The sequence below is a fragment of the Algoriphagus sp. TR-M9 genome, from assembly GCF_027594545.1.
Lineage (GTDB): Bacteria > Bacteroidota > Bacteroidia > Cytophagales > Cyclobacteriaceae > Algoriphagus > Algoriphagus halophytocola.
Window position 1 is genome coordinate 3242023 of the sequence record NZ_CP115160.1, and the last position, 25335, is coordinate 3267357.

The following is a 25335-nucleotide window of genomic DNA, read 5'->3' on the forward strand; positions in this document are numbered from 1 at the left end:
TAAATGGTGACTTACAATTAAATCAGATTTAAAAATTACTTAATGCATCTAATCGCTAGAACCTCACATTTATTCCCTTCTTTACAATCTTATTTTATTAAAACCCTGGCTTAATGAATACTGCACCTAAGTTCATATTTACATTTCTATTTTTAGTAGTCTCATCCTTTCCTCTTTTCGCCCAGAAATTTCTCCCTACAGAATTCCCTGACAGGATTATTTTGACCTGGTCTGATGACCCCATGACCACTCAATCCGTGACCTGGAGAACAGCTGCTGAGGTAAAAAGCTCGAAAGCCCAATTTATCCTGGCACCGAACACACCTATTTATTTGGATAGCGTGGAGACTTTTGACGCGGATACTGAGTGGCTGGATGTGGACAGCGTGCAGGCAAATTACCACTCAGTGACATTTCGAAATTTAGAACCCGCGACCACTTATGCCTATAGAGTTGGTAATGAAGGTACTTGGTCGGAATGGTTTCAATTCACCACCGCACCGGAAAAAGGCACTCCTTTCTCCTTTGTTTACTTCGGAGATGCGCAAAACAACCTAAAATCCCAATGGTCTAGAATCATCCGTCAGGCCTATTCAAATTTGCCAAAAGCAGCTTTCATGCTTCATGCAGGAGACCTGATCAACAGAACGCAATCGGACTCTGAGTGGGGCGAATGGAACCATGCCGGTTCTTTTATCAACGGCATGATCCCAAGTATCAGCACCCCAGGCAACCATGAATATGACAGTGAAGAAGACGGCACCTTGGTTTTGGATTATCATTGGAAAAAGCAATTCACACTGCCAGAAAATGGCCCTAGTGAGTTTTCAGAGTCCGTTTATTACCTAGACTATTCGGATTTGAGAGTGATCTCTCTGAACTCTCAGGAAATCGTACAAAATGAGGTTTCCATGGAAACTCAAAAAGTCTGGCTGGAAAAAGTCCTTGCTGAAAACACACAGAAATGGACCATCATCACGTTTCACCATCCGATTTATTCCTCAGGCACAGGCCGTGACAACAAGGAGTTCCGTGAGGCATTCAAACCGATTTTTGATAAGTACAAAGTTGACCTCGTACTTCAGGGCCACGACCATTCCTATGGCCGAGGAAGAAACCTTCCTTCTGGGGTAGCTAATCAAGACCCTGAGGCACAGGGCCCAGTATATGTGGTTTCCGTCAGTGGGCCTAAAATGTACAACCTGACTTTTGACAAGTGGATGGATCGCGCGGCCTCCAACACCCAGTTGTACCAAATTATTTCTATCGAAGGCAACCAGCTTCGCTATGGTGCCTACACCGCCACAGGTGATTTATACGATGCATTTGACTTGATAAAAGAAGAAGGAAAGCCAAAGGAATTCATAGATCGCGCTGATAAAGCTATCCAGGAGGCAATCGAACTCACTCCAGGTTCGGAAAGGAAAATGACTCCTGAAGAAATGGCTGAATACATGCGTACCTACAAAAATGGCAATTGATAAGCGTTCAAGGCCTCTGGAAACTCAACAAAGTATAGTTTAATTGGATTGAAAGTAAATGTAGAAATAGGTAATCTGGCTTATTTATTGCCACATAATTACCTTAGTGAAAAGTACATTTACTTATATTATTTAAACGCTCAATCCCATTAAACGCTTTTTCGGTAAATTTTTGAAGATTCTGGGTATTACGATAGCCGTAATTTTGGTAATCGTAGGTGCCTTGATTCTATTTATCCGCAGCCCTTGGGGTCAGGGGATAATTGTGGACAAAGCGACCTCCTACGTTTCTGACAAAACAGGCACTGAAGTATCCATAGAGCGCCTTTTCATCACTTTTTCGGGAAATATTTATCTGGAAGAATTATACCTGGAAGACACCAAAGGAGACACCTTGGTTTACTCAAAAAACCTGGAAGCGGGAGTGGCTTTTGGCCCACTACTGACCACTGGAAATATCTCTGTCACCAAGCTAGATTGGGAAGGCTTGGTAGCCCGCGTGAGCAGAAGCGCAGAAACTGAGCAATTCAACTTTGACTTTTTGATTGAGGCATTCGCTTCCCAAGCTGCGGATTCTACACAAACTGTAGCAGCAGATACTACCGCTTCCGATCCTATGACAATCAAACTTTCTCCCATCTCACTTCGCGATTTTGACATCACTTATTTGGATGAAGTCATGGGGATAGACGCGTCCATTTTACTGGGTGAATTGGACCTCACTATTCCGGGATTGGATTTGGAGGAATATGAATTTGACATCAAAGAGGTAGCTCTGAAGAACACTAAAATCAAATACCATCAAACCAAGCCCTTTCCTCCTGCTGAAGAATCTACAGAAGAGACTCCAATGCCCATCGTGAACGTGGATGAACTTACGCTCAGCAATGTATCTGCGGACTATGTCAGTGAACCTGATCAACAGAAAGCGGAGGTTCAGATTGGGAATTTATTGGTTGAACTTCGAAAAGCAGACCTGCGGACACAGAGCATTGAGCTTACCACTATTGCCTTGAATAAATCTTCGATTCTTTTCCATGACTTTTCCACAGATACTCCAGTTGAAAGTTCAGAAAGCACATCCGAATCAGCTCCATTCGCCTGGCCAGATTGGATCGTTGAAGCTGAGAAAATTGATATAGACTCCACAAACATCGAATACAAATCAGCAGATGTAGCTGTGCAAAAAGGCAGCTTTAATCCTGAAGCATTTGTTATCTCCAACCTGAGATTTGATGCTGAAGATTTGTTTCTGAAAGATGAAGAAGTGGGAGCAAGTCTGCAGGAATTCAATTTCCAGGAAGGCAGCGGATTTGCGTTGAAAGAATTTCAATTTGAGCTGGAAGCAGGCAATGACTCCGCTGAGTTGGACAACTTACTACTCGCCACTAACAGAAGTACGCTGGTTGCCGAAATCCAATTAGAATACCCTTCTATTCAAGCACTGATAGATGATTACGAAAGCCTGAAGTTTGACTTGGAAGTCCATGAATCCAAATTAGATGTGCGTGACAGCTACTTCTTCGATCCCACATTAGCACAGGACACGTTGATCAGAGAACTGGCCAAGGATCCTATTTTGCTGGATCTGATTGCCCGCGGAGATTTGAAAGACATTGATATTCCAAGTTTAAACCTCCATTGGGGTGAAAGTGATTTCTCTGCAAATGGAATGGTAAAAAACCCGATGGACGTTGACCTACTTTCTTTTAACTTTCCGGAAATCAACTTGCTCACTAATCGAGAAACCCTACTGAAATTCGCAAAAGAAGAGGATTACGGGGTAAAGTTTCCTGAACAAATAGACCTGCAAGCAAATGCTAGTGGAATGCTGGATGAACTCCTCGCTGACCTGGATTTACAGACCGATATGGGTAATATCCTGTTAGCTGGCACCTACCAAAACGATGGACAACTAGCCTTCGACGCAGATCTAAAAGTCAACCAACTTCAGCTTGGCAACCTTCTCAAGCAACCTGAACTCGATACTTTAACTTTTGAAATCATCGCTAAAGGTTCTGGCTCGGATCTGAATAACCTGAACGCAGAACTCTCCTCCACTTTTGAGCGACTTCGCCTGTATGGATCTGATTATTCAGGTTTGAAGCTGAAAGGTAAACTGGTAGATGGAGCGGGAGATTTAGAGGCAGGTTTGGACTCTGAATTTCTGGATTTCAAAATGCTGGCCCAACTAGACCTGGATTCAATCAACTCTATCATCAATCTCAATCTTGATTTGGAAGGAGCGGATTTTTATGCCCTCGGCCTCACGGCAAACAGCTCTCGCGCCAGGTTAAAATTGGATGCAGATTTTGAGGGCAACTTCACAGAATTTGATCTTAAGACTTTACTTCATGAAGGGACCATCCTGTATGATGGCAAAAATTACCCATTGGGAAATATCACTGCTGAGGCCAGTGTACGTGAGGATTCTACCAGTCTGGACATTGCCAGCAAGGTGATCAATGGATTTGTCCGGACCAATACCAATCCAAGCGATCTCACAGCAGCGTTGACTGCTCATTTCAGTCATTACCTGGATAAACTGGATTCTGCATCACAAATCGGAGATGGAGATATTGTCATGAATATGGACCTAAAGGTATCCAGCGATCCTTTGCTCAGCGAGGTTTTGCTCCAAGGTCTTGAACAGTTTGACAGTGCCAAAATTCAAGCAGACTATTTCCAGGAGATCGATTCGCTCACGGCTACTATAGAATTTCCTTATGTGAACTATGCCGGTACAGAAGTGGATAGTCTGGGATTAAGGATCCGCTCCAATGAGAACATTTTTAGACTCTATTTTGGATTTGCGCAATTGACATCAGGGCCAGTGAATATGGACGAGACTTTCTTGACCGGGCAACTGGCAGATTCAAGACTTTACTTTGATTTTCATTCTTACGAAGGAGCAGAGAGAAACTACCACCTGTCCTCTGACATAGGTCTGGATGGAGATACACTCAGCTATCATGTCTCTTCCATAGACCTGATTTTAAAAGGACAGCAGTGGACCATTCCAGAAAATAACTTCGTGAAATATTCTGGAGAAAGTCTGGAATTCAAAGATTTCACCTTTGGCAATGGCAATCAGGAAATTTCATTTGCAAATAATGTAGAAGGCTTCACCGATGAAAACATTGCCATGCTTTTCGAAAACTTTCGGCTTTCTACTTTTACCAGTTTACTCAACCCTGAGGAGGTGGTAGCCGGAGGTAGAATGGACGGAAGGCTAGTGGTCGAGAACCCATTCGGCGCCACAGGTATTATGGGTGATCTGAAAGTGGACAGCCTGAAAGTCTTGGCAGTACCGCTGGGTAATTTGAGTTTGGAAGCTACCGCAAAAAACCTAGGGGATTATATTCTAAAGCTACAGCTAAGAGATGACGGAGTGGAACTGGATCTGGATGGCAGTTATGTAGCCAAGGATACTGGCGGCGAATTCGACCTGCAAATAGAGCTAAACCGATTCGAAATGGATAAAATCGGAGCTTTATCCGGGGATCAAATCCGGGATGCCAGCGGTTATCTATCTGGGACGATCAATGCCAAAGGAACCACAAATGACCCGCAATACAAAGGCACGCTCAAGTTCCAGGAAGCATCCTTTATCCCAGCTCAGCTCAGCACCAAATACCTACTTTCCAGCGAAGAGATAGCCTTGGATAACGCCGGTATATACCTGGACGATTTCACGGTACGGGACGAAGAAGGAAATACATTTATAGTAGATGGTACTGTTTTCACGGAAAGCTATATCAATCCTTCTTTTGACCTGCAAATGACTGCGGATAACTTCATGGTGATCAATTCCACCGATGAGGATGCCGATTTGTTTTACGGCAGAGGCACCATAGATGCAGATGTCAGTATCCAGGGAGACCTTACCCTTCCTATAGTAAATGCCAAACTCAACGTCAAAGAAAATACTGACCTCACTGTGATCATCCCGGAATCTCAGGCTGACTTGGTAGAGCGACAAGGGGTGGTGGTCTTTGTTAATAAAGCTAATCCGGACGATATATTGACCCGACAATTAGAGGAAACTACGGACGTTTTTTCTGGATATGACATTTCAGCTATTCTGAGCACAGATCCCGGAGCGGTATTTACGATTGTAATAGATGAAGCCTCTGGAGACAATTTGGCCATTTCCGGTGATTCTAATCTTTCCTTAGATATAGACCCTAATGGTAGGATCACGCTGAGTGGTTCCTATGAGGTAAATGATGGGCATTACGAAATGTCACTTTACAATCTCGTAAGCAGGAGATTTGAGCTCGCAAATGGAGGCAGAATCACCTGGAACGGTGACCCCATGGATGCCACTATGGATCTTCAGGCAGTCTATCGAGTAGATGCTTCTCCGGCGGAGTTGATGTCTTCACAGCTCTCAGGCACCAGCGATGAATCAAGAGCCCAATACAATCAAAAACTTGATTTCATCGTCTATCTCAATGTAGATGGGGAGCTACTTCGCCCTGAAATCTCATTTACCCTGGACATGCCGGAAAATGAAAGAGGAGCCTTTGGGGGCAATGTGTACTCTAGAGTGATGCAGATCAATGAACAACAGGACGAACTCAACAAGCAGGTTTTCTCCCTGTTGGTCCTAAATCGTTTTTTCCCATCCACAGGAAGTGACGGTGCATCCGGAGGTGCTGAAGCCATAGCTAGAAACAGTGTGAGCCAGATTCTTTCCGATCAATTAAACGCACTTTCCAGTAAACTTTTCGGTGATACCGGGCTATCTGTGGGATTTGATGTGGACAGCTATCAGGGCTACCAGGGAGACGGCCCTCAAAACAGAACCGAACTGAACATCAACGCCCAGCAGCGACTCTTCAATGACAGACTGGTGGTGCAGGTCGGTAGTCAAGTGGACCTGGAGGGCGCCCCGGCAAGTGAGCAGAATACCGCAAACTCCATCTTGGCAAACATCAGTTTTGAATACATGCTCACCGAGGACGGAAGGTGGAGAATTCGTGCCTTCCGTAAAAACCAGTTCGAAAGTATCATCGACGGTCAACTGATTGTCACTGGCGGAGGATTAATCTTCAATCGGGAATTCAATTACTTCAGAAACCTGTGGAAGCCAGCAGACACCTCAGATCAAAGCAACCCCATAGATGAGCTAAAAGAAAGTAAGGAAAGTAAAAAAGAGCAGAAGAAACAGGAAAAAGAAGAGAGAAGAAAAGCAAAGGCAACTAAAAATCAGGAAGAAAATGAAGATTAAGCTACATACCATTTTTATAGCTTTTGTGCTTTCTGTTGCTGTAAGCTGCAGCGTTAAGAAGTACATTCCTGAAGATGAATTTCTCTATACCGGAGCAGACCTGGAATTGAAAACTGAGGCTGAGGTGGAGGATCTAGAAGCAATAGAAGAAGAACTGGAAGGACTGCTCAGACCTGCGCCAAACAGCAAGATTCTCGGCATGTATCTAGGCCTTTGGGCTCATTATAAAGGCACCCAAGAAAACCCGGGCTTTATCAATCGTTTTTTGAACAAGAAAATCGGGCAGGAACCTGTCTATTTCAGTCAAGTCGACCCGGGCAGAACCGAAGAATTGCTCATCAACAGACTGGAGAACAGAGGCTTTTTCTACAGCACATCCAGCTCCGAGGTGATTCGCAGTGACCAGTCCGCCAAAGTCCAATATGTGGCAGAATTTGGTGAACCCTATACCCTATCTGAGTTTAAACTAGAAAGAGATTCATTGCAGATCGAGCATGAAATCGCCGGCTTGCTAGAAGAGACACTGATTAAAGAAAACAGTAGGTTTGATTTGAATACACTTAACCAAGAGCGGAATAGACTCGATTCCGCGCTGAAGGAAAAAGGATATTTCAATTTCAACAATGACTTCTTGATTTTCGAAGCAGACACCAACCTATCTGATTCCCTGCGGAAATTCAACCTCTACCTGAGACTGAAACAAAATGTACCTGCAAATGGAATCATCCCCTATCAAATCGATGAAATCAATGTTTATCCCAATTACTCCATCAATGAAGATGGAGAAAAACTAGATACTACAGTAATCGCCGAAAAGAATTTCATTCAGGGAAATGAGGTATTCCGCCCTACCCTACTGAATGAATATATTCTTTTAGAGAAAGACCAACTCTACAGTCCGCAGAAGTCTCGACTGACCAGCAATCGCCTCAGTTCCATTGGGACTTACAAGTTTGTGAACGTTCGCTATGAAGAGCAGGATAGCAGCGGGACTCAGGGGCATTTGAAAACCGATATTTACCTATCCCCTATGACTAAGCGATCAGTGCGGGCAGAGCTTCTAGGGGTTTCCAAATCAAATAACTTTGCCGGGCCTGCATTGAATTTGACCTATAGAAACAGGAATCTTTTTCAAGGAGGGGAAACCTTCAACCTTACCACTAGGTTTGGTTATGAGTTTCAAGTAGCCGGAGGTGATCGTTCCGGTCTGGAGTCTTTCGAGGTAGGTCTGAATGGGGATTTGATTTTCCCTAGAGTGATTTTCTTTGTTCCAATCCGGGAAAAATTCAGCTACGCAGTGCCTAAAACCAAAATAGGACTCGGCCTGGAATACCTCAGCAGAGGTGGACTATACAGGCTCAATTCATTTTCGGCAAACTATGGTTACTTCTGGAACCCCAATCCCTTCGTCTATCATGAGATAAATCCGATCAGCCTGAATGTGGTGAACCTGACTCGAACCTCTCCTGAATTTGAAGAGATTCTGGACGCCAATCCCTTTCTGAGACGAAGCTTTGAGCAAAATTTCATAGCGGGAATTAACTACACCTTTCACTACAATAAGCTCCAGGACAAATACAGAAAGCACGCGATATTCGCCGGTACCACCATAGACCTGGCAGGAAACACCCTTAACTTGATCAATTCGATTTCCGGGTCAGACAATGGGGAATTTCTCGGGCTGGAGTACGCGCAGTACGCCAAGGCAGACTTGGATTTCAGGTATTATTTTCGGCCCAATGAGCAGCACACCATAGCCACCCGGCTCTACATGGGCGCCGGTTTTCCATTTGGCAATTCAGTGTCACTCCCTTATGTAAAGCAGTATTTTTCCGGTGGTCCCAATAGCGTGCGGGCATTCCGGATCCGCTCCATAGGACCGGGTACCTACAGACCAGAAGGGTTCGATAACAGTTCATTCTTTGACCAATCAGGTGACATCAGGTTTGAAGGGAATATCGAATACAGATTTCCCATTGTTTCATTTCTGAAAGGCGCATTATTTATGGATGCGGGAAACATCTGGCTGATGAATGAAAACGAGGCATTGCCAGGAGGAAAATTCACCAAAAACTGGTACAAGGAGCTCGCCATAGGGACCGGTATAGGACTGCGGGTGGACATACAATTCTTTGTAATCCGCTTTGACTTTGCCACACCGCTCAGGTATCCCTATTTGGAGGAAGGTGAGCGCTGGGCAAACAACTTTGATATAGGCAGCAAAACCTGGCGTCGAGACAATCTGATTTTCAATTTTGCCATCGGGTATCCGTTCTAAAACTGCATCAAAGGAAAGCTTTCAAAAAAGCACAAGCGTGTTTTTCAGGGATTCCTCAGGCAATCTTTCGTAATCTCAGTATATTAAGAAAATACTCCTCAACTCGCCCTTAATCACCCTAAAAAGCTGATAAAACCATGAATAACGACTTTCACATCTGGGAAAATAACCGCAACATTTACCTGAAATTTCTCATTCACAACTCACTGGAGGAGCTCAACAAAGTTCCCAAAGGCTTCAACAACAACCTACTCTGGAACATAGGACATGTCATCGCAGTCCAACAGCGCTTGGTATATGGATTGGCACATGTTCCTTTGAAGATTTCAGATGATCTCTTTCAAAAATACAAGCCCGGAACCAAACCAGAAATCCCGGAACCTGAAGAAACTGTGGAGCTTTTCAAAGAACTATTGATCAAAACCATAGCAGAAACTAAAGCCGACTTTGGATCTGGAAAACTGGACCATTACACCCCCTATACGACTTCCAAGGGATTCCATCTCTCCAGTGCGGCAGAGGCCATCACTTTTAACAACTATCATGAAGCACTGCATCTGGGCACCATGGTCAGTCTGTTGAAGTTTATCAAATAATATTTTCCATATGAACAGGCTTTACTTCCTCGCCATTGCCCTTTCAGCTTCCTTTAGTCTGGGCTTTTTTGTACATTCTTTTTTTATCCCCGAGGATACATCTCAACTAGAACTTAAACCAGTAGAAAACATGAAACTTGGAGCATTTTCAGTCAGTCTAAACGTCCAAAACCTGGAAGAATCAAAAGCTTTCTATGAGGCATTGGGCTTTGAAGTATTTGGTGGAGCGATGGAAAGCAAGTATCTAATTATGAAAAATGAGAATTCATTGATCGGGCTATTCCAGGGAATGTTTGAGGGAAATATCCTGACCTTTAACCCTGGATGGGACGAGAACGCCCAAGAGACCCCACAGTTCGATGACATCCGAAAAATCCAGCAACACCTGCAATCCCAAAACTTAGAAATCATAAACCCGGCTGATAAAGACTCAGAAGGGCCAGCTAGTTTTATGCTAAAAGACCCTGACGGAAACATGATCTTAGTAGATCAGCACAGGTAATTTTTGCCCATTTTTACAATAACCCAAACCTAATGAACAAATCGAGTACAGCAGAAATCCGGGAACGGTTTGACAAAGACGTGGAGCGTTTTTCAAATCTAGACACCGGACAGGTGGCCACCATAGATGCCAAAATCTCCTTGGAGCTGATCACAGAAGCAGCTAAAAGAATTGTACCCCATGCGAAGTCCATTCTAGATATAGGTTGCGGAGCCGGAAACTATTCCCTGATGATGCTGCGCAAAGTCCCGAATCTGGACTGCGCTTTAGTAGATCTCAGCGGCAAAATGCTGGAAAAAGCAATGGAACGTGTTTCTGCCGAGACTAGCGGAAATGTTTCCATTTTTCAAAGTGACATTCGGGAAGTGTTACTTCCTACAGCGTCTTTTGATATTATTTTGGCAGGGGCGGTTTTGCATCATTTGAGAGATGATGAGGACTGGGAAAGCACTTTTGCGAAGCTCTATTCCCTACTGAAACCGGGAGGATGTCTGATGATATCTGACCTGATCACGCAGGACACCGATTTGCTCAATGCCTATACCTGGGAGCGTTATGGAGATTACCTGGAAGGGATTGGAGGAAAAGAATATCGTGAGAAAGTTCTGGCTTACGTAGCAAAGGAGGACTCCCCTAGATCGATGAATTATCAATTGGACTTGATGAAAAAAGTCGGCTTCAGCAAGGTAGAAATTCTACATAAAAACATGTGCTTCGGGGCATTTGGAGGAATAAAATGACAAACCCGAATCCCATACCAAACCGACTAGTTTCCCTGGATGTGTACCGGGGACTGACCATGTGTCTTTTGGTGGCCGAAGCAGCCTGGATTTATGAAGCATTTTTAGAAGCCAGCGGAGAAGGCAGTGCAGCGCATGCTTTTTTCACCCAATTTACCCACCACCCCTGGCATGGCTTGAGGTTTTGGGATTTGATCCAACCCTTTTTCATGTTCATAGTGGGTGTGGCTATGCCATTCTCCCTGAACAAAAGAATGGCAAACTCGGGAGATCGAAAGAAGGTAACACAACATATCTTAAAGCGATGTCTGCTACTATTCCTGTTTGGAACGGGCCTTCACTGTGTGTACTCCGGAAAGTTAGTCTTTGAACTGTGGAATGTTTTAACCCAACTTTCCTTTACCATTCTGGTGACTTTCCTTTTGATCAGACAATCCTGGAAGGTACAGTTAGGCGTCTCGCTAGGTTTACTTGCCTTGACTGAAATCATCTACAGACTTTATAATCCGGAGGTACCTTATGAGCATGGAACGAACTTCGGGAATTACATGGATCAGATCCTGATGGGTCAGATCAATAATGGAGGCTGGGTAGCGATTAATTGTATCCCAACGGCTGCGCACACCATTTGGGGAGCCATTTGCGGAAATTTGCTGCTTTCTACCAAAGCTGATTCTGCCAAAATCAAAACCTTAATCCTAGCCGGAATACTTGCTTTAGCTATTGGATATGGTTTAGATCTGTCGGGAATCACCCCGATCGTCAAGCGCATTGCCACTAGCTCATTCACCTTTGCATCCGGTGGCTGGGCGATTTTAGCGCTTGCGTTTTTCTATTGGTTAGTGGATGTGCGCAAAAGTCAGTCCTGGGTTTTTCCGATAATCGTCGTCGGGATGAATTCCATTTTCATCTATCTCTTTGCAGAAATTCTCGGACATCGCTGGCTCTTCGGTTTTGTGGAGATTTTCAGTGCTGGGGTGCTCAGCCCTATTGGCATTGGAGCGCATTTCATTCAGATCATTACTGCCCTACTGACTTGGACTGCGATGTGGTATTTATGCTATTTCCTTTATAAAAAGAAGGTCTTCTTTAAGATCTGATAGTTCACTCAGGAGGTAAAAGTGGACAATAAAAATCGCTAGGGGGACTTGGTGTGGATGAGCCAAATAAATCCCTATATTTGCGCGCAATTCAACTACCTTACTCATCCAATGAAATATTTAGGCTTAATCCTCTTCCTGATACCTTACACCGCTTCGGCCCAATTCTCCAAAGGAACTGTAGTAGTAGGCGGGAGCATGTCATATTCCTCACAAACTCAAAATATTACTGACGGAGACTACCCCGCTTCCAGCTACCTGTCCTTAAGTCCCACTATTGGGGTATTTGTTTCTCCTACAGTTTCGGTAAATGTATTGGGACAAGTCTATTCTCAAAAGAATCCAACGATCAATGTAATTACCAATCTTTTTGAAACAGAAAAATCTGTTTCTCAGATTTATGGCTTACTTGTACGTAAATATTTTCCACTTTCTGATAAATTCCTGCTTAGCTTAAACGGTAAAGCAGGTGCTGGAAGCAGAATCAAGAATGAGGATTCAGACACGAAAACAAGTCAACTTATCATAAGTATAAGTCCTGCATTAACTTTTATCCCTCATAAAAACTGGGGAATTGAAGGAGGTTTTGGTCAAATATCCTACGAGAAAAATTCTCAGCAAAACCCATATTACGACTCTGATCAATTTAAAGCCAGCCTTGGGGAGCTAGGCTTGGGAGTCAACTACTATTTCAATAGGAAAAATTAAAAAAAAGGTGATCCATAATCCGGATCACCTCAGAACTTCAAAGTGCCCCAACTACACTTTCAAAGTTCCTTCAATGGAATCATCCATGGTTTTTCCTGAAATAGCGCTGATCAATACCTTGATCCCAGCCACTGCATTTCCATGCTTATTGTCCCAGTAATACCCACTGTCAGGAATAAATTGAATTACCGAGATTCTAGGATCATCTTTTCCTTCAGTAAACCAAGCCTTGACGGTAGGGTCCCAAAGTTCTTCGATTTTGGCTCGGTCATCGCTGATCACCGCATGTCCATTAAGCTCCAAAAAGTCGGAGTAAGATGAGCCTTGAAAATAGAGGGTAACATCCGTATCAGCAGCGATCTCCATGTTTTTCATGCTGTCCTTGGCACTCAGAAACCAAATATTTCCGGCATCATCTGTTTTCTGAACAGACATAGGCCTGGATTTATGGGAGTTATTTAGGCTGGTAGAAGTCACAAAGAAACAAGAACCGGATTTATCGATCAGTCCCCTGATTTTCTCCACAGCTTCTGACCCCATCAGATCTTCGCGATTGTGTTCTTCTTGGTTTTCGTTAATTGAGTTCATGGTATAGTTGGTTTAGTAGTTCAAATGATCACCTATGGCTAGGCTCTCCTAGTTTAGTACAAAGGCATTGCCGATCAGCCTGTAGATAGCACTAAATACAGACGACTACCAAAAAACCACCTCAATTATAGTTTAGGCAGTATTTTACCAAAGCCATACTATTCCTAAATGATAATTTTGAAACTCTGTGGTAAAAAACCGTTCCGGTTTCGGGGAAATGTTTGCTACTTTTTATCCACTTCCTTCAAAAAAGAAATCAAACCAGGAAAGAAATGCTCAGGGTCATCGTATTGGCTGAGGTGACTCCCATTGGGACAAAGTAAAAATTGACCATTTGGTAACTGCTCGGACATCCACTCCAAATGTGCAGGATCCATGGTATCATGTGTGCCCGCAATGACTAAAGTGGGAACCGTGATTTTTTGTAAATCCGACTTTCTATCCCAACCTGCAAGTGAGGCACCTGGGGTGATCCCGAATTCACTATAGCCCTGCATATAAACATAAACCTCTGGATTCACTTCTCCCATCATTTTGTTTATTTCAGCTGGCCATTCATCAGCAGGCTTCCTGAGTACATGATAGGGATAATGATGCTCACCAAGCAATTCCATGTACCGTGGATTTTCGAAGTCATTATTCTTCTCGATTTCCATCAATTCCTCAAAAACCTCGCTTGGCATTTGCGGACCTAGCACTTCCTTGGCGTATTTTTCATAGTCATCCAGGCTTGCCATCATATTGGAAATAATCAATCCTTTGAGATTTTCCTGATGAGCCAGCGCATATTCAATTCCTAGCATTCCTCCCCATGACTGTCCGTAGAGGTAAAAATTATCCTTATTCAGACCCAGAGCAACTCGCACTTGCTCCACCTCACTGACAAAACGCTCAATCGTCCAGAGCGTAGAATCGCTAGGCTGATCCGAATGAGCTGATCCCAACTGATCATACCAGATAAACTCAATTCCTTCCTGAGGAAGGTAATCCTTGAAGTTGGCATATTGCTGATGGGTCATCCCTGGACCGCCATGTAGGAGCAAAACTTTGATGGAAGGATTGTCTCCTACTCGCTGTGTAAAAACCTGAAATTCTCCGCTCGGAGTTTTGACAGGTATCATTTTGACACCTTCCTCAATTGCATCTAGCGTTGATGTTGATTCGGCTGATTCAGTTTGATTAGATGGTTGACAGGAGAAAAAGAAAATTGCTGCCAAAGGAATTAGAAACCCTAGGATTTTCATGAAGGATGTGTTTTATGAGTTGTTAATCTACCAGAAAGAAACCATAGATTCAACCAAGAAGATGGTCGGTATCCATCCCTTTTAGAGACAAATATTTCTTAGCCCAGAGTTAATCAAAAAATCCAAGCCTCTCGACTTGGGTTTTTTAGACTTCTGATTCTATACTTCAGCCTTTCAAACTTTTTCTCGCCCAAATGAGTGTCTCCACACATTTTTACCATAAAGGAACAAAAGTCCACAAAGTTACTGCATGAGGATTAAGTTAGGTTGAGGAAACATGAAGACTTTCCACTTTGCTACCTTGGTTACTTTGTGGTAGAAAAATCTCCTAACTGCCGACCAATTGTTTTAATGTAAAACCTGACTTATTAAAAAAAAGTCAGTGCCCTCTGTGTCACACTCTGTGTCCATTGTGGTTCACAAAAAAGGCTTTCAGAAAAAAATCCAAGCCTTGCGACCTGGATTCTTTTATACTTATGATTTTACACTTCAGCTTTTCAGACTTTCTCTATCCAATCCACTCCCGTATCCTTCCAGGCTCTGGACTTGGCAGAATCCAGAACTGCTTCACAAACTTTCTGCGTCTCAAATGCATCGCGGAAGGTTGGATGACAAGCTTCTCCGGTTTCTAAGCTATGGAAGAAATCTGCCACTTGGTGTATGAATGAATGTTCGTAACCAATGGAAGTCCCGGGAATCCACCAGCGGTCCATATAAGGATGGTCTCCATCTGTCACATGGATAGATCTCCAGCCACGCACCTCACCTTCATCATCATGGTCAAAATATTCCAGCCTGGTCAAATCATGCAGATCCCAACGGATGGAGGCATGCTCACCATTGATCTCAAATGTATAAAGTGCCTTGTGTCCTCTGGCATAGCGAGTCGCCTCGAATAAGCCCAGAGAACCGTTATCAAAATGGCAATGGAACACACAGGCATCATCTATAGTCACTTCCTTCTTTTCACCTGTGCCCTGATGCACCCGCTCTTTGATGAAAGTCTCCGTCATGGCAGAGACATCCTTGATGCCACCGTTGATCCACATGGCCGTATCTACACAGTGCGCCAGCAAATCACCAGTCACCCCAGATCCCGCAGCATCAGCATCCAATCTCCAAAGGGCATCTCCTCCCTGAGGCAAATCAGGGCTGATCGTCCAGTCCTGAAGGAAATTAGCGCGGTAATGGAAAATCTTACCCAGCTTACCTGAGGCTACGATTTTCTTGGCCAAAGTCACCGCAGGCACCCTACGGTAATTGTACCAAACCGTATTTTTTACTCCTGCCTTTTCTACCGCTTCCACCATTCCTTTGGCTTCTTCCACCGTTCTTGCCAATGGCTTTTCGCAGAGAATCATTTTTCCGGCTTCAGCGGCTGCGATTGCAATTTCCGCATGCGTATCATTTGGCGTACAGATATCTACTGCATCGATATCATCCCGCTTCAGGAGCTCTCTCCAGTCAGTTTCGACAGATTTGTACCCCCATTGATCCGCAAAAGCCTGCGCTTTTTCCTTTCGCCTGGAGCAGCAAGCTTGAAGCACTGGAACGTATTCGTATTCTGGAAAAAAGTCTGACAGTCTTTTATAACCGTTAGTATGGATTCGGCCCATCAGTCCGGTACCGATGAGACCTATTCTTATTTGCTTTTTATTACTCATAATTGGAAATTTTAAAATTGAAAGATTGATTACTGGCGTCATTGCGAGCCCAAAAAGGGCGAAGCAATCTCAACTAACAGACTGCTTCGCTCGTTCCTACGCTCGCAGTGACGATCATCCCATCCATCCATGTGCATTCCTCACCTTCACCAGCGCTGCAAGAATGTCATTCCAGGTTTGCTGGTCATTCATGACTGAATTTGGGAACATGCATCCATCCCAGCAAATGTGCTGGAAAGCTTTGGTCAACTCACCATTCTCATCGCGCAGCCAGTATCCGGCATCATGTGCGATATCCAACACGCCATTTGGATCAGTAGCCTGGCAGTGTCTTCCGGTCTTATCGTGAGATCCTGAACCGAAAACCGAACCATCATTTTGTGCGACGTGAAAGTCAATCGTCCATGGTCGAAGTGCATCGGTCACTGTTTTCAAGGCTGCTTTCACGGCTTCTCTGTCTTTTAGGTCTGCATCTGGCGCCAGAATTCTATGCTCCGGTGCATTGTATCCCATGGTGTACAGGAAGGTATGAGACATGTCCGCCTGGAAACCAATATTTGGCTTATCCACCATTTCCAGAAGCTCCACCATGTATTTCCAGCTGTGCATCGCTCCCCAGCAAATCTCTCCTTCTGTTGCTAACTTTTCTCCATACCCTGCCGCCACATCACATGCCTCACGAAAAGTTTCTGCAATGATTTTGGTGTTTCCTTTTGGGTCTTTTGCCCAGTCTTCTACTCCAGCTGCCGAATCTATCCTGATCACACCGTAAGGGCGTACGCCATGGTTTCTAAGCTCTTTACCAAATTCACAGGCTTTGCGCACCATTTCAACAAAAGTCTTGCGCTGATCGGCTGTTCCCATCGCAGATCCCGCCCATATCGGCGCTACTAAGGAACCGGCTACCAGGTTATGTTTTTGAAGTTTCTCTGCTAGTATTTTCGTTTCGTCTGGATCATCTAGTTTGAAATGCGGCTCCAGCAAGCCTAGATCTACTCCATCAAATTTCACCCCATCAACTTCCGCCGCTGCGGTCATTGCCAGCAGGGAATCAAATGGAATTACAGGTTCAGAATCTGCCCCTTTCCCGACGATCCCCGGCCAGGTAGCATTATGTAGTTTTGGGAAATTATTTTGACTCATTGTTAAGTGGGTTTTTAGTTAGTTAAAAGATTGAAGTACAGGTGATCTAACTTCATTATTCAAAATTCATCATTCTACATTATTTTCTTTGATTGAAACCGCCAAGCACTTACATTTTATCTTGAAAGTTAACACTAGATTGAAGATCGTAAATCGTAAATCCGAATTCATTCCTTCACTTCCAAATCCGGATTATCCGGTCCAAAGTGTTTCAGCATTACGATAGGATCAGTTTTGGAGTGATTGGTGATTTTCACACCTGCTTGCGCAGCTTTCTCAGAGACAAAATACTCATCATGTGTCAGCTGTCCAAAACGGATCAAAGCAGGTGTTTCTATGTCCCAATCATTCATTTTGCCATAGCCCTGCATCATGATCATGCCGTATGCCGCAGCATCAGTGATAGTTACCGTTTGACCAGGGAAAATTGTCAACTCTTTGGCACTGTAGTCATGGGAACGATAGCAAATCCATTTGTCGTCATAACCTTTGGCATTCATTTCTGTTCTATTTTCTACTGGAATTGGCTCCATGTAATGGTTGTCCATAATGTTTGGATTTACGTTCAGCTCCCAATCAATCATTTCTACCAGCAAGTCATAGTCGCCCCAGCGGTCTTTTGGCGTAGCATTCCAAAGCAGCTCATCCGGAATAATCGCCTCGTTCACCAGTGACTGGTACATGGCAAAAATATCCGAAGCCTTTTGTGGCTCATAGGTACACAAACTGCCCGGAGCATGAAGCATACCCGGAGGCACATTCCAACCCGTACCGGGCTGAAGCTTAAATGCCTGAGAATAATTGGTGATTTTATTGTCCCCTTTATTGAAATTCTTCAGACATTCCAAAATAGTTTCTTTGGATGTTCCTGGTGCGATTCCAAAGAAAGTGTATGGAAAATCACCTCCATGATTATTGACTTGAGGAGGAAAATAATAGGCCTCAGGCTTTCCGTTTTGACCTGTCAATTTACCAAATTCATCACTAGGGTGGATGTGATGCGGCAAGGGTCCCATGTTATCAAAAAACTTGGAATACATAGGCCAGGACTTGTATTTGTCCCAAAGTCGGCCACCGATGATCTCTCCTCCCAATTCATCAATTGCATCCTTCAAAAGGAACAACTCGGTCTTGCCGCCACTTTCAAAAGCGACATGGCTTAGACCTTCATTCTTACTGGTCAGCGGGCCGTTCTCCGCAGGAGTGGTGGAAGAAAACCAGCGCTCGTCGATTCCACCTCGATTACCGCCTAAACTATAGTAATCGTCTGGATGCAATTTGATTCTTCGTCCCGGCACACAGAATGAGCGAGGCACCCAAGTCGGGGTTAATCTTAAAATTCCTTCTCCCTGTTCCAGGGCTTTTTTGGCTAAACTCATGGGTTTATTAATTTGAGATTTGATATTGATTGGAAAATTGAATGATTGAAGTATTAGAAAACTCTTAAATCCAGATCAATTTTTAATTGTTATCATTTTAAATTTTAAATTCCTTCACTTTAGCTCCTTTTAGTACTTCTAGCTTAATTTCATAGGTCGTACTTTCTCCAGGTTTCAGCATAATCAAAGTACCATCTTTCCTTGCAGCTGCTTGGCCGATTGGAGGATTAGTAGCGGGTTCAAGAGCGGTCACATATTCATTTTTCCCCCAATGCTGCCAGTTGATCAGCCAGGGCAGTTGCTTTTTGGAAAATGAAATACTAAGCCCTAACTCCAACCCATCATTCATAAAACCACAAGTGACCTGGTCATTTTCATCGGTTCCTGGATCAATAAAAGCTACATCCTCACCGAAAGCTGCATGCTCATCAAGGGGAGCCGAACATTTTGTGAAGTTGTGTTCCTTATTAAAGTCAGAAAGCAAATGATCTGAATCTCTTTTTTGCACTTCTCCTCGCCACACTATTCTGGTGTCCTGGTTGATCAGTGGCCAACCGCAATTGATATGATAAAGTACCATATGAGGCGCAGGGGAATTTCCGCGATTGACAACCTCGTCTTTGATGTTGATTTCAGCAGATCCGATGGTGCCAGAAATAGTTCTCTTTAGCTCCAAACTTGGTCCGAAAGTCGTCGTCTCACGAATGACACCCACGATTTCAAAACTCAGATCTCCGGAATAAATATCAGGTTGTTTGATGGAAAGCAATTCTGCAGGAGTATTGCTGTAATTCCCATGCAAACCTCGACTTCCAGTTTCATCCTCATTGGGAGGCCCCATAGAAGAAATACCACAGGTAGTCAAAAGACCTCCACCGAAGGTGCGCAACCAATCTATTCCTTGGTTGGAAAAAGGTTGGGAGGCAATATGCCCAGCGTTGCTTATCCAGGACAAACTATGCTCATTGTGAAATGCATCCAGAATATCCATCCCTCTGTCTAATACAACTTTATATCGAAGACCCGCTCCGGTGTTAATCCAAGCGATGCGAGTGCCACGACCTGCGCCGTTGTCAAGGATGGAAGTTTCTATTCCCCCGAGTTGGCGGAAATTGGATAATTTATGTTTCCAATTGGATGGATCGGATAGGTTCATTCTTGGGTTGTAAGACTAGATTGTAATCTAAAAAAAAGGCCTTCAGACACTGTCCTGCCCTATATGGGTAGGATCTAAAAGCTGGTGAATAAGTTATGGAACTTATAGGTGAGAAAGATGCCATTAATAAAAAAATGAGAAGAGATTTTTGGAGGGCAAGGCTACGTCATTGCGAGGAGTGAGGAACGAACAACGAAGCAATCTGTTTTGTATGACGGATTGCTTCGTCGTGCCTCCTCGCAATGACGAGACAAAAGATGTGGAGTTATACAAAAAAATAGCCCAAATCTTTCGACAAGGGCCATTTAAGAAAATTACATTCTACCTACTGCTTCAACATCACATTTTTATACTGCACTTTCATCGGAGGACCTACGTGTACTTGCACCCCCAGGTAGCCTGCATCCATTCTGTTTTTAGGATCTTCATCGTGAACTTCTGACATCAGTTGTCCATTCACATAATGCTTGAGTACATTCCCTTTGGCTACGATATGGATACTGTTCCATGCTCCTGGTTTGATCAGGGCACCAAGTTCAGCACGGTCACCGATTTCCTTTTCTACATTCAGACCTTTCCAGGCATTTCGCTCAACAAATTCTCGTACCCCCACCCCATCTGGCTGAGGCGTGATTTTGGTTTCCTGACCCCTATAGGCCAAGGTAGCCCGCTTGCGCTCTTCGTAGTTTTGTCCTGTATAATTATTCTTCCCGTCAATATCAGCTTGGTAGCCTTTAAGTGCATGTGGTACGTCCTCTACCAGTTCACTTCGATAATTAATCCCTGAGTTTCCACTTTCTGAGATCTTAAACTCAGCTTTCAGCTCAAAGTCCCCTGGCTGTCCCCCTTGCCAAATCAGGAAAGTATTGGCTTTCAGCAAGGTCTCAGGTGTGATTTCACCTGTGATTGCTCCGTCTTTCACAGACCAATAGACAGGATCTCCTTCCCAGCCATTTAAGGTTTTCCCATCAAAAATAGCTTTAAAACCAGCTTGATTTCCCTGGAAAGGTTCTAATTCAGGCAAAGAACCATCTGCTCGCTGCTGACTATTGACTAAGCCAACCATCAGCATAGCAGCTATACCCAACACTTCTATTTTGAACAGTTTAGATTTCAATAGCTTTCTCATTCCTCTGCTTGGTTTGTAGTTTGATACACCTCATGGTTCGGGTTTCCACCAGACACCAGATAGGCCATCAGGTCTTTCAATTCCTCCTCATTGAGTCTGTTGATCAGTCCAGGCATCATTACGGATACCTTGGAATCTTTCACCAGTACTACATTGTCCTTATCTACTTTGCGAAGCACATCCGGAGAGAATGGATTTTGGGATACCGAATAGCTATTCTCATCCTCATCTATGATTCTTCCCATCACGGAGCTTCCATCCTTCAGTTCAATCACACTAGCCACATACTGCTCAGAGATCACATCACTAGGATTGATAGTGGCCTCCAGGATATCCTTTGGAGAAAATCTAGTACCTAGCTGAGTGAGGTCGGGCCCGATTATTCCTCCTTCACCTTGGATAGTGTGACAAGACTGGCATTGAACTGCGGCAAACATCGCTTTGCCTTTAGCCAAGTCCCTTCCGCTTAAATCTGTCATTAGAGGTTCTGCCTCTTCCATTGTCCACCTTCGCCCAGGACCTTCTGGCTGCACATCTGTATTTACCAGGTCATTTCCATTTCCAGTCAACATGGCCGCTCCAGAGAGTTCGTTGTATTTTTCAAAATCGCTTTCTGCAACATGCTCAAGTGCCATTTTTCTGGCTCTATCGATAAAGCCTACATAGCTCCGACCGCCTTTGTATTTGAATGCATTTTGAATCCAGGTGAAGTATTCCTCATGCATTTCAGGTGTCCACCCGGATTCTGCTCCACCTAGCACTGTAGCCAGATAGGTTTGCTGAGCAGGTGGCACATTGGCCAGCATATTGGCAATGTCCAAGCCGTACTGCGGATTTCTCATGATCAAATCAGAAGAAGCAGAGAAGGTTTTTTGGTAGTTTGGATCATCTTTGGAAGATTTCAGCAAAGCCAAAGTTTTCTCAACGGCATTCGGAGCCTCCAGATGCACAAGCAATACTGCCAATGCACGATCTAGGTTATTGTTGTTTGCCGGATAGTTTTCATCCAAATAGGCTACCAGATCATTCTTAAGTGCACCACTTGGTTCGCCTTGTCTGGCAATGATTAATTCAAATGCCCGTAAAAGGTTTTGCTTCCCGGTCTCATCCAATCCACTGTAATCTATTTCCATTAAAGCCTGAAGCATAGCCGATCCCTGCCCATTTCCTGCATGTCTTGCCAGTGCTATCATAGCCTGAGTCTTCTTTACAGGATCTGCTTCCGTCAAAGCTTTGGATTGCCAAGAATCAATGGGCTGATGCTCTACAGCAATCCTAGCTGCATACTGAACAAAGTGATCGGTATGACTTAGGTTTTCCCAAGCTAGATCAAGTCCTTCAGCTGGTGCATCCTCAGTATGTAAAGCCTCCAGGTCTCTTCTAAGTTTGGCTTCGGCTGGCAAATCAGCGAGCTGAAGCGCGTTCTTATCCGAAAGGTCCACTTCTCCCTCATAATAGACACGGTAAACATCAGATTCCAACCTTCTACCGCCAGTCATGAAATACATGGCTCCATCTGGGCCTATCACTCCATCCGTCAAGGGTAGCGGTGAGCCGGAAATAAACTCTTCCGCTTTAGCATCATAAGTAGCTCCATTTGGGGTCAAAGTCATGGAATAGATGATCCCGAAGCTCCAGTCAAAAGCATACAGGGATTTCCTGTATTTCTCGGGGAAGTTAGCCCCGGTCCCAAACATGACATTAGTAGGAGAGCCCTGCCCGATATTCAAAATAGCAGGAAGGTTATCGGGGTAGTTAGGTGACCATTTATGGTTTCCTGTTCTCCAGCCATATTCACTACCCGAAGTCACATGACAGATTCTAGTTGGACGGTACCAAGGCATTCCAAAGTCCCACTCCATATCAGAATCGTAGGTAAACAAATCACCAACTTCATTGAAGGCAATATCAAAAGGATTTCTATAGCCAGCCGAGATCAGTTCCCATTCTGTGCCTTCAGGGTCTATTTTAGCTACCCATCCTCCTGGCGCCATTCTGCTATTGGCATGACCTCTAGGATCTTTGATTTCCGGGAAAAGATTGTCTTCATCCCAAACTTTGGGAAGTCTGTAAGCATCCATTTCCGGCACATCGGTATGATTTCCAGCTACGATGTAGAGTGACTGTCCATCAGGAGAGAGCTTGATGCTATGCGGCCCGTGCTCGCCAGGCTGACCTGTAAAACCCTTAATTTTAGTGACTGACTCATATTGGTCATCTCCATCATTGTCTTGAATTCTGTAGAGGCCGGTGCTTTCAGCGAAAGTCTCATTGCCATGGTGATTCACCATGACATAGATACTGTTGAATGCATACAGCAGCCCCTGCGCATACCCCATGCCTACCTGAGGTTCGGCCACATCCCCAATAATCAATCGCTCCACTTTGGGGGTCAGGGACTCAGAACCTACAGGAGGTACTTCCAGTCTGTATAAAAATCCATACTGATCTGCGGTGATCAGCCTATCCTTATCGTCAAAGGTCATGGCTACCCAGGAACCATCCTCATGTTCTCCCGGGCTGTAAATGTGCTCGGCCACAAAGCCATCTGGTAATTTGAGTTTATCCAGCTTGGGGTTTCCGGTTAACTCTCTTTTGTATTCACTTTTCTCCTCTGTGGAGCAGGCCAAAGTCAGGATCAGCGCTGCCAAGCAGAGGGATAAGTTACGTAATGAATGTATTAGGCGCATAGGGGTATTGTTAGTAAATAGATTGCAATTTTTAGAATGATAAGTTGCGGAATAATTCAACTATAATAAAACCGTTCATGAAATATTGTGAGTGCAAATGCAGGTTTTACAATTTCATGGCATTGACAAATAGCAATCCCCAACACCTCATGATATTTCCAAAATCGGTGTTGGGGTTTTGCATTTGCGGCTAGAAGTATGGACTCAGGTCAGACTCGGCCGCCGGAAGTCCATAGAACTTGTCCAGGTTGGTAAATACATTTGGTCTAGGAACGGCACCTTCCAATGGTGGGTAGTAGTAATCCAAGGGATTGGCGACAATCCTTTCACCATAAGGAATGATAATTTCTTCGATCAAGTCCTTTCTCTGAATATCAAACCAGCGCTTATTTTCAAAAGCCAGCTCCACTCTTCTTTCTCTAAATATCGCATCAGCCAGTTCATCTCCACTACTGGTGACAGGTCCTAGGCCTGCTCGTTCTCTTACTTGATTGATGTAGTTTCTGGCTTCACCATCTTTGCCCTGCTCATTCAGAATCTCCGCCATGAATAGAAGTACTTCTGAGTACCTATAAATCGGAAAATTAGTCCCAGTGTTATTGTGCTGAGAGTGCTTTTTCGCATATTTCTTTATGTAAGGATAAGTTTTGTCATCACGAAAACTATTAGACAAAAAGACATACCCGATGGACGCTTCTTCCCGTTCATCTCCTTCTTCATAAGCAGCAATTATATCCGGTGTAGGGATGTTATTCCCTTCCCCATCTATAGGTTGTGGGTTAATCGTACCAGTAATTTCCACCAGCTCCTCAGCAAGCAAGGGCCTAGGCAGCATGAGGTAAATAAAATTACCGTTCAAGCCTGCTGCACCTTCCAGAAACTGCACTTCAAAGACTGATTCCGCATTGTTTTTATTGGAGGCATTTTCAGAGAAAGCCATATCGTAAGTAGGCATCAGCATGTACTCCCCGCTAGTTACCACAGGAGTCAAAATAGCCTCTGCATCCGACCATTGCTTTCTATTGATATATACATTGGCCAGTAAGGTTCGCGCTGCACCGGAAGTAACTCGTCCTGGCTCCTGCTGGGATTTTGGAGGCAAAATGGGCACCGCAGCCACTAGGTCATTGATGATAGAAGTGTAGATTTCGTCCTCAGAACTGAGTGGTAGCGCTGATGCTTCTCTTGTAGCCACAGGAGTTAGATGCAAAGGCACGCTTCCAAAGTACCTCACCAATTCGAAATAAGCATAAGCTCTTAGAAACAAAGCCTGTCCTTTGACATTGTCTCTTACCTCTTGACTGATCTCTGCTTCATCTATCAGTGCTAATACTTGATTGGCTCTGGCTATGATCTGATAGTCCAGGCGGTATTGCTGTAGTACATTATTATTGGCAGTGACGCCATTTGCGGTAGGAACAGCAAAATCTGCCAAATCCTCCTGTGGATCCACTGCTCCAAAAAGCACATTTCTACCATAGTAAGTGTTGTCTGAATGCATTTCTGACAATCTCCAGGCAAAAGTATTTACAATACTACGAAGCGGGACATAGGCCGCATTGACCGCCTGCTCAAAGTCCGTTTCTGTTTTGAAGAAGGTTGCTGAACTTAATTGAGTCTCTGGAACTACCGTGAGGAAGTCCTCGCAGCTAGATAATCCCAGGGTTGCTGTTAATAATAAAACTATATATTTTTTCATTG

General features: G+C 44.1%; 17 protein-coding genes. 8 read left to right on the plus strand and 9 right to left on the minus strand.

Annotation, left to right across the window (positions count from 1 at the left end):
• The first annotated feature begins 113 nt into the window (after positions 1 to 113).
• From PBT90_RS13565 to PBT90_RS13600, 8 genes are all read left to right on the plus strand, one after another.
• Positions 114 to 1481 (plus strand): purple acid phosphatase family protein, encoded by a 1368-nt coding sequence (locus PBT90_RS13565; protein ID WP_264811130.1) that lies wholly within the window; start codon positions 114 to 116, stop codon positions 1479 to 1481.
• Positions 1482 to 1653: 172 nt separating this feature from the next.
• Positions 1654 to 6717 (plus strand): translocation/assembly module TamB domain-containing protein, encoded by a 5064-nt coding sequence (locus PBT90_RS13570; RefSeq protein ID WP_270129731.1) that lies wholly within the window; start codon positions 1654 to 1656, stop codon positions 6715 to 6717.
• Entirely contained in the window at positions 6707 to 8995 is a 2289-nt protein-coding gene (gene tamL / locus PBT90_RS13575) for a translocation and assembly module lipoprotein TamL (protein ID WP_264811132.1), read from the plus strand. Before PBT90_RS13570 ends, tamL begins: the two co-directional genes overlap by 11 nt.
• A gap of 137 nt (positions 8996 to 9132) precedes the next feature.
• Positions 9133 to 9591 carry a DinB family protein gene (locus tag PBT90_RS13580; protein ID WP_264811133.1) on the plus strand — a complete coding sequence of 153 codons (459 nt, stop codon included), beginning with the start codon at positions 9133 to 9135 and terminating at the stop codon, positions 9589 to 9591.
• Positions 9592 to 9601: 10 nt separating this feature from the next.
• Positions 9602 to 10093 (plus strand): VOC family protein, encoded by a 492-nt coding sequence (locus PBT90_RS13585; protein ID WP_320055355.1) that lies wholly within the window; start codon positions 9602 to 9604, stop codon positions 10091 to 10093.
• Between the two features lie 32 nt (positions 10094 to 10125).
• Complete coding sequence (locus tag PBT90_RS13590) at positions 10126 to 10833, plus strand: class I SAM-dependent methyltransferase (protein WP_264811134.1); 708 nt, start codon at positions 10126 to 10128, stop codon at positions 10831 to 10833.
• The gene (locus PBT90_RS13595) at positions 10830 to 11933 is read left to right on the plus strand and encodes an acyltransferase family protein (RefSeq protein ID WP_264811135.1); all 1104 of its coding nucleotides are present in this window, start codon (positions 10830 to 10832) and stop codon (positions 11931 to 11933) included. The genes PBT90_RS13590 and PBT90_RS13595 overlap by 4 nt, the downstream gene beginning before the upstream one ends.
• A 111-nt stretch (positions 11934 to 12044) precedes the next feature.
• Positions 12045 to 12641: an outer membrane beta-barrel protein gene (locus PBT90_RS13600; protein WP_264811136.1), complete on the plus strand. Its 597-nt coding sequence runs from the start codon at positions 12045 to 12047 to the stop codon at positions 12639 to 12641.
• Positions 12642 to 12692: 51 nt separating this feature from the next.
• On the opposite strand, the gene PBT90_RS13605 is transcribed toward PBT90_RS13600, so the two are convergent.
• The 9 genes from PBT90_RS13605 to PBT90_RS13645 form a co-directional block, all read right to left on the minus strand.
• On the minus strand, positions 12693 to 13229 hold the full coding sequence (locus tag PBT90_RS13605; RefSeq protein WP_264811137.1) for a pyridoxamine 5'-phosphate oxidase family protein: 537 nt from the start codon (positions 13227 to 13229) through the stop codon (positions 12693 to 12695).
• Positions 13230 to 13453: 224 nt separating this feature from the next.
• The gene (locus PBT90_RS13610) at positions 13454 to 14473 is read right to left on the minus strand and encodes a proline iminopeptidase-family hydrolase (RefSeq protein ID WP_264811138.1); all 1020 of its coding nucleotides are present in this window, start codon (positions 14471 to 14473) and stop codon (positions 13454 to 13456) included.
• Between the two features lie 497 nt (positions 14474 to 14970).
• Positions 14971 to 16137 (minus strand): Gfo/Idh/MocA family protein, encoded by a 1167-nt coding sequence (locus PBT90_RS13615; protein WP_264811139.1) that lies wholly within the window; start codon positions 16135 to 16137, stop codon positions 14971 to 14973.
• A gap of 114 nt (positions 16138 to 16251) precedes the next feature.
• Positions 16252 to 17280 (minus strand): sugar phosphate isomerase/epimerase family protein, encoded by a 1029-nt coding sequence (locus tag PBT90_RS13620; RefSeq protein WP_264811140.1) that lies wholly within the window; start codon positions 17278 to 17280, stop codon positions 16252 to 16254.
• Between the two features lie 167 nt (positions 17281 to 17447).
• Positions 17448 to 18659 carry a cupin domain-containing protein gene (locus tag PBT90_RS13625; RefSeq protein ID WP_264811141.1) on the minus strand — a complete coding sequence of 404 codons (1212 nt, stop codon included), beginning with the start codon at positions 18657 to 18659 and terminating at the stop codon, positions 17448 to 17450.
• A 97-nt stretch (positions 18660 to 18756) separates the two neighbouring features.
• On the minus strand, positions 18757 to 19815 hold the full coding sequence (locus PBT90_RS13630) for an aldose 1-epimerase family protein (RefSeq protein ID WP_264811142.1): 1059 nt from the start codon (positions 19813 to 19815) through the stop codon (positions 18757 to 18759).
• A 325-nt stretch (positions 19816 to 20140) separates the two neighbouring features.
• A complete protein-coding gene (locus PBT90_RS13635; protein WP_264811143.1) occupies positions 20141 to 20944 on the minus strand; it encodes a 3-keto-disaccharide hydrolase in 804 nt (267 codons plus the stop codon).
• Positions 20941 to 23634 carry a c-type cytochrome gene (locus PBT90_RS13640; protein WP_270129732.1) on the minus strand — a complete coding sequence of 898 codons (2694 nt, stop codon included), beginning with the start codon at positions 23632 to 23634 and terminating at the stop codon, positions 20941 to 20943. Before PBT90_RS13640 ends, PBT90_RS13635 begins: the two co-directional genes overlap by 4 nt.
• A gap of 190 nt (positions 23635 to 23824) precedes the next feature.
• Positions 23825 to 25333: a RagB/SusD family nutrient uptake outer membrane protein gene (locus PBT90_RS13645; RefSeq protein WP_264811145.1), complete on the minus strand. Its 1509-nt coding sequence runs from the start codon at positions 25331 to 25333 to the stop codon at positions 23825 to 23827.
• Between the last annotated feature and the right edge of the window lie 2 nt (positions 25334 to 25335).